Here is a 4,462-nt window from a genome sequence, read left to right on the forward strand (position 1 = left end):
CTATTTCGCTTGGCTTTTGTTCAGTTTTCAAAGAACTCTTCGTTGTTAAGTAACAACCGTCACTCGTTAGCGACATTTACCATCATAACATAACGGTTAATTCCGCGCAACAACTTTTTTAAAAATTGTTTTTTGCAATTTGTTATGAAACAATCAGTCGTTCAATGCGACAAGAAATAATATATCACGAATGGTAATTCTGCGCAATAGTTAATTTAAAATTAGTTTTTGCGGCTAGATTTAATAATTTATCATAGTACAACATTAAGATCAACTAAAATTTTCACCTTCTATTATATAACTACCACAACAAACACTTGCTCAAACATAAACGAATAACAACACCGAGCTCTTTACTTAAAGAACTATAATAAAAAGAAGCATATGCAAGAGCTATGCCTCCCTACTTAGTAATATCAAATATAAATCTTTATTTCTCTCTTACCCTCTCCAAAGCCACTTTTAGGAACTCTTCTTCACTCACTTCCCCTTTACTCGAAAGGTTTTGTATTGTAGTCATCCACACCAATATCTTCGTCATCTTCAATTATTAATATATTTACTGAATCCTTCACCATAGTCATCCTCGCAATTATTAACATTATCATTCATTGAAATAAGTTCAATGTCAAATATTGAATTATATACAGGTGAGTTTATTCTTTATGGGAGGGACTAGGTACATGTCTTGTCCCATTAAAAAAGCTCTGACATACATTGGCTGTAGAGCCTTGTGTGTCAGACGTAAAGTTGTAGCACTTGAAAAATGAAAAAAGCATAAATTACCCGAACGGTAACTTATGCTTTCTGAAAAGTATTCATATTTCCTTTCAAATTTGATTGATCTTTACCAGCTAAATCAAGAGTTTGCACTATTGAAGTTTGAATTTCATGCAGAAGCTCTTGGTTTTCCATTAGGGACAAGCTATAAGAAGGAATCATTTCTTTTATTTTCGGTTCCCACTCGTGTATATGCTGCGGGAAGCATTTTTTTATTAACTCAAGCATGACAGAAACGGCGGTAGAAGCACCCGGCGAAGCACCGAGCAATGCAGCTATCGAGCCATCAGCAGCACTAATTACTTCTGTACCAAATTGAAGCATTCCTCTTCCCTCTTCAGTATCTTTAATTACTTGCACACGTTGGCCCGCTACGACTAAATCCCAATCCTCGCTTTTGGCGTTCGGGATAAACTCATGTAACTCTTCCATGCGTTGTTCTTTTGATAACCTAACCTGCTTGATTAGGTATTTTGTCAAAGGTATGTTTTTTGCACCTGCCGACAGCATCGTTATAAGATTATCTGATTTTACAGAAGTGACCAAATCAAACATTGAACCGGTTTTTAAAAACTTTGGCGAGAAACCAGCAAACGGTCCAAATAACAACATTTTTTTATTGTCGATAAATCGTGTATCAAGATGCGGAACAGACATTGGAGGGGCCCCAACCTTCGCTTTACCGTATACTTTTGCATGATGCGCTGCCACAATATCAGGATTATTACACACCATAAATATTCCGCTCACTGGGAATCCACCAATATATTTCCCCTCAGGAATACCGGATTTTTGTAGTAAATATAGACTTCCTCCCCCTGATCCGATAAAGACGAATTTTGCAGTATGGCGTTCGACAGTACCGCTGTCGACATTCTGCACTTTCACTTCCCATAAGCCGTCACTAGTACGATGAATATCAACAACACGATGTTTGTAGTGTATATTGACATTTTTACTCTCTAGGTGATCAAACAACATCCGTGTTAAAGCGCCAAAGTTGACATCAGTTCCAGAGTCGATTTTTGTTGCCGCTATTGGTTCATTCGTTGCACGTTTTTGCATAATAAGCGGAATCCATTCCTTCAGTTTTTCCGGATCATCGGAAAATTCCATCCCTTGAAACAGCGGATTGGTAAACATCGTTTCAAATCGCTTCATTAAAAAAGATACATTTTGACTTCCCCGTACAAAACTCATATGAGGCAATGGCATGATAAAGTTCTGCGGGTTACGTATCCGTTTATTTTTTACAAGATAAGACCAAAACTGCATAGATTCTTGAAACTGTTCATTAATTTTTATAGCTTTACTAATATCTATAGATCCATCTGCCTTTTCGTTTGTGTAGTTAAGCTCACACAGAGCCGCATGCCCTGTTCCGGCATTATTCCATTCGTTAGAGCTTTCCTCTCCAGCGCTTGCAAGCCTTTCAAACACTGTAATTTCCCAGTCCGGTGTTAATTCTTTCAACAGTGAACCTAAAGTTGCACTCATGATTCCAGCACCAATTAAGATTACATCGGCTTTATTTTGTCTGTTGCTCATGTTCACCTTCCTATACCCTAAGATTTACAAAATGAATGTAGGCAATCCTGCTTAAACACCACAGTAAGCCTTGGCACGTACGAGTTTACACATCATTTCTGGATCAAGTATAATTTAGAATCGTGATTCACTATTATTATGATAGTTATAAGCTATTTAAAATCCGGTAAGAAGTGGGAATTTGAGCACTTAGCTCTAGAAACACGCTTAAATTTTTGTTCTTTAACTTCAATCGTTTGTTATCAGTATGAAAAATGTAGTATTCACTTGTAGGATTGGCTAAATGCAGTTTCTTATATTCTTTCCATGCAAGAGTTGAATCAGAGAAGTTAGAAATAACCGATAATTCGTCAAAATAGCGTATTCAAAACGCAAAAGGGAAAATCACGTACCATAACAGCTGGATGCATCACTTTAAATCTTAATGGACTCTCCAACGTAAGTCCCTCATAGGCAAACATGGTAATCTTTCTTTCAATCGTAAGTTGCGTTAATTCTTCATAGAGAGCGGTTAATTTTTGAGTGTTTCGGCCAGTAATCTAAACAGAATCTCCACATGTACCTCCCTGTTTTGCCGTTTTGGCACCGCCTTCTCCGGTTACGCCTATTATGAGGATATGTAACTCCTTCAGCAGCTAAACCTTCAATTTATAATGAAGTTCAACAAACTGCTTGAAACGCTTCATGCCTTGTAGCGAGTATTCGATTTCATAATCTCCCTCTTTAAACAAACGAATCCTTTTCCCAATTAATGTCGGAGCCACTGTAATAATCAGTTCATCGACGAACTTTTTCTCAATAAATGAGTAAAGCAACTTTCAACCACCAACCATCCAAATATTTCTTCCATCGTGATTCTTCAGTTCATTCGTAAAATTAACGATATCACAGTTGACAAATTTCCCATCATTTTGATCTTCTGCTACTGTCCGTGAAATACATAGCAATCTTTTCCTTGATATGGGAATTCCTTCGTCTACATGTTTCGTCACCCAATCGTATGTTTTTCTCCTCATTAAAATCGTATCGACCGTTGATAATTCTTCTTTTCTTCTAAATGAAACGATCCAGCTCATTGTCGATGTTTGTGTCATCGTTGGATTTCTTTCAGTCATCTGATACGTTAAGACGATTTTCTCATCTGTCAGTGGGTGCTTGAATATTCGTTTGGCTGATTGCTGAACATATAAAAATGCATTCAAAAAAATTCATCCATGAGTTGATAGTATGATATTTTTGTTTCATCTAATTCTTTATAACCATATTCCTTAAGAAAAAAAGGAATATACTCTTCACCAAAATTATAGGTAATACTTCTAATTGCCAAAGCTAAATCTTGATACCTGTCGGAAACTCCTGCTCTTCCCAAATCTATAAAGCCACTTACTTTTCCTTGATCAATAATAATATTTGGTAAGCAATAGTCACCATGAGTAAAGACTAAATCTTCATTTTGGGGTTTGTTTAAAATAAGTTCTTTATAAAGATCCCTTGCTTTCAAGCCTATTCGTATCTCATCGAAATCTTCCTCATCAACAAGTCCATTTTCAACTCTTCTTTTGGCCTCTTCAATTTTAATATCCAATTTTTGATTAAAAGGACAGTTTTCGATACTTAACCTATGTAATGTTTTTAGTCCTAATGCCAATAACTCCATCAATAAATGTATATTTGCTTCATATGACTTATCGGAAGCATTAATACCTTTTATTTCTGTAACTAATAAGTATTCGTTTACTTCATCCTTGTCATAATAAAGAACCTCTGGTACAGACAGTTTTCCTTGTAACCACTCTATTTTTTCTTTCTCATGATACAGATTTTCCACAGAATTATTTGGTTGTATTTTAAGGTAATGATTATAAGTAGAGCCTTTCAATAAGAAAGTCATAGAATCTGAATGACCAATTGTAATTTGTTCCCATGAATATCCATTTGTCAATCTTGCCAAGCTTTGTGGAACTTCTTTCATTTATATCACCACTTTCACAGACTTACTCTTTTTATAAGCTCTTTTCGTTAATTTGATTCTCAATCAGATGTGGTTAGATTTATTATTACTCAACTTTCGCACCAATAAAAGTTCAATAAGCTCAACCAACAGTAGTTGCTGACGTCATTGAAATCCTTTCAT

Annotated in this window: 4 protein-coding genes; all 4 read right to left on the reverse strand. The window is 35.8% G+C overall.

What is annotated here, in order from left to right; all coding sequences use genetic code 11:
* Positions 1 to 798 precede the first annotated feature (798 nt).
* Positions 799 to 2,328, reverse strand: a complete 1,530-nt coding sequence (gene mqo, locus SLH51_RS24260) for a malate dehydrogenase (quinone) (RefSeq protein WP_335964161.1) — start codon at positions 2,326 to 2,328, stop codon at positions 799 to 801.
* Positions 2,329 to 2,963: 635 nt separating this feature from the next.
* Positions 2,964 to 3,143, reverse strand: coding sequence for a dihydrofolate reductase family protein (locus tag SLH51_RS24265; RefSeq protein WP_335964162.1), 180 nt, complete (start codon positions 3,141 to 3,143; stop codon positions 2,964 to 2,966).
* A 3-nt stretch (positions 3,144 to 3,146) separates the two neighbouring features.
* On the reverse strand, positions 3,147 to 3,530 hold the full coding sequence (locus SLH51_RS24270) for a hypothetical protein (RefSeq protein WP_335964163.1): 384 nt from the start codon (positions 3,528 to 3,530) through the stop codon (positions 3,147 to 3,149).
* On the reverse strand, positions 3,527 to 4,300 hold the full coding sequence (locus SLH51_RS24275) for an APH(3') family aminoglycoside O-phosphotransferase (RefSeq protein ID WP_335964164.1): 774 nt from the start codon (positions 4,298 to 4,300) through the stop codon (positions 3,527 to 3,529). Before SLH51_RS24275 ends, SLH51_RS24270 begins: the two co-directional genes overlap by 4 nt.
* Positions 4,301 to 4,462: the final 162 nt, after the last annotated feature.

It is taken from the genome of Halalkalibacter kiskunsagensis (assembly GCF_037027555.1).
Taxonomy (GTDB): Bacteria; Bacillota; Bacilli; order Bacillales; family Bacillaceae_D; genus Halalkalibacter; species Halalkalibacter kiskunsagensis.